Here is a 2,189-nt window from a genome sequence, read left to right as displayed (position 1 = left end):
GGTGTTGTCGGTAACACCAATAAATCGCAGCCATCGACAATTTCCTTCAAGTCTTCTTCTTCCGCCCGTGCTTCTGTATCAATAACGAAATGGTCACACCCCTTGCTATAACGAGCCGATTGATTGACCCCTGCTACTTTGAAAGGTAATGATTTTCCATTTGCGATGCCACGCTCTGCCCAACGACTAGCAGAACGGTTAGGGTCGCCATCAATAAGCAAAGTTTGTCCTAGTGTTTGCAGGCAAGCGGCGATATGAATGGCAGTAGTAGTTTTGGCTACACCACCTTTAAACGATGCAGTTGTAATAATCATGTTGGTAGTGTTGCAGATATCAATTGGGGCAACTGGATTGGAGCGAATTTTTTGCTAACCGTTGGCATTGATTACTTGATTGGCTTATAGTATCCATTAGCTCGAACTATTTATGCAAGTACTTCCCCAAAAATTTCAAAAGCATACCCAATACAATCAGCAGCCTGATAGAGCCAATTTTGGGGATTTTAGGCTCTGGGTCAGCGACGGCAATTGATTTTGGGGGGAGGCGTTGCTTTTGCGATCGCATTACTCCTCATTTCCCTGAGCCATCACTTTTACTGGTTATTAGCTGCGTTTGTGCTGTTTTACCCAGCCTCTGGCTCTTTTGTCAGTCTTTCCCAGGCGACGCTAATTGGCAAGAGCCAATTAGCTTCTTGACAGGGATTCTGGAACAGGGAGTAGAGTTAGGAATATTTAGAAAAATTGATGTTGGGATGACAGCGCTCCAGATTATTGGGATTTGCACGTTTTATGCGAATTCTTACGAAAATATGAAACATTTAGAGTTAGAGCAAGATTTTTTCAGTCAGGCAGCGATCGAGCGATATAGTGACGCATCAGTTCAACTGGTTTTGAGTGGTGTTCGAGAAAAGTAGTTTGATGAGGTAATTAGATATCATGGCAACTTTAGATCGATTTAGTCATTCTACTCTCACAGCACAAGCAGTCGCTGCTGCGGTTTCTGTTGCTTCGGCTTACGATATTAAAGTAGATGACCCTCATATTCTGGCTGATGCTTATTCGCTGCGAGTTCATCTGCGACCTGCGCCAATTGTTGCTCGTATCAGTACTATTACCCCCATATTGCGAGCGCCGATCGAGTCCTGGTTAGCGCGTGAGATTTCCGTAGTAGAATTTTTGGCATCGCGCGGCGTTCCGGTGATTGCTCCGAGCGATATTTTACCTGCTATTCCTTATCAATTTGACGGTTTGTTCATGAGTTTCTGGCGTTATGTTCAACCAGCTTCTGATGTAGTTCCAGAAGCTGCGCTTGTCGCCGAAATGCTAGCCGAATTGCATACTATTCTACGCGATTACCCAGGCGAACTACCTTTTTTAGCACCGCCTCTCAACGATATTCCAAATGGATTAAAGCGGCTTTATCAAGCCTCAGATCGACTTCCCGAAAGCGATCTGAGGCTGTTGCAAACTACATATGACGATCTATTATGTCAGATAACTTACTCAGATGATTCTTTACAACCCTTACACGGAGATGCCAATGCTTCTAATTTAATTCCCACTGTGGAGGGATTGCTGTGGAATGATTTTGAGGATACTTGCATTGGTGCGATCGCTTGGGATTTGATTAATCTTGATGATGCAGCTAGAGCAGCTTATCCAAATGCCCCTGATTCGGCTACGTTAGAGCCATATTTCAAGCTGCGACAACTACACGCGATCGTTTGGGTTTATGCTTTGCTGCCAGAGTTTTCTGGATGGTTAGAACCTGCTCGAATGATGCTTGATGCTTTGCGCGATCGAGCAAATATTGGATGAGAAACTGAACTACTGGCGTACAAGTCGAAGAGCTGTGCGCTGAGTTGTTCAGTTCGAGGCCAACTTTTCCTTTAACTCACAGATCGCGCCGCACCCCACCCATTAGCTCCACTTATACAACCCATAAAAAACGCTACGACAACAATATCTTTACAAACCTTAACAACCTCCCTCATAATAAAGACATCATACGAACCTCGAAAAATACATAGCAATCATCCAATCATGACCACCACCATTCAACAGCGCTCCAGCGCCAACGTCTGGGAACGGTTCTGCGAGTGGGTCACATCGACCGAAAACCGCCTCTACATCGGCTGGTTCGGCGTCCTGATGATCCCCACCCTCTTAACCGCCACTACCTGCTTCATC

Annotated in this window: 3 protein-coding genes and 1 pseudogene; 3 read left to right on the top strand and 1 reads right to left on the bottom strand. The window is 45.2% G+C overall.

From position 1 onward, the window contains the following. Positions 1 to 314, bottom strand: a 314-nt coding sequence (locus tag H6S82_RS30120; RefSeq protein WP_191057238.1) for a ParA family protein, incomplete at its 3' end; no start/stop codon positions are given. A gap of 179 nt (positions 315 to 493) precedes the next feature. On the opposite strand from H6S82_RS30120, the gene H6S82_RS33130 reads away from it, so the two are divergent. The 3 genes and pseudogenes from H6S82_RS33130 to H6S82_RS30100 all read left to right on the top strand — a co-directional run. Continuing rightward, the gene (locus H6S82_RS33130; RefSeq protein ID WP_206756648.1) at positions 494 to 913 is read left to right on the top strand and encodes a hypothetical protein; all 420 of its coding nucleotides are present in this window, start codon (positions 494 to 496) and stop codon (positions 911 to 913) included. A gap of 22 nt (positions 914 to 935) precedes the next feature. Then, positions 936 to 1,817, top strand: a complete 882-nt coding sequence (locus H6S82_RS30105) for a phosphotransferase (protein WP_190471209.1) — start codon at positions 936 to 938, stop codon at positions 1,815 to 1,817. Between the two features lie 225 nt (positions 1,818 to 2,042). After that, positions 2,043 to 2,189 (top strand): annotated as a pseudogene (locus tag H6S82_RS30100) (photosystem II q(b) protein); the annotation flags it as partial.

The sequence above is a fragment of the Planktothrix sp. FACHB-1355 genome (assembly GCF_014748295.1).
GTDB lineage: Bacteria > Cyanobacteriota > Cyanobacteriia > Cyanobacteriales > Aerosakkonemataceae > Aerosakkonema > Aerosakkonema funiforme_A.
The sequence above is the reverse complement of the archived record's forward strand: the minus strand, read 5'-3'. Positions and strand labels throughout refer to the sequence as shown.

What these genes read in the sequence shown, in the direction of transcription:
- H6S82_RS30105 (WP_190471209.1), top strand. Translation starts at nt 936, where the DNA reads ATGGCAACTTTAGATCGATTTAGTCATTCTACTCTCACAGCACAAGCA.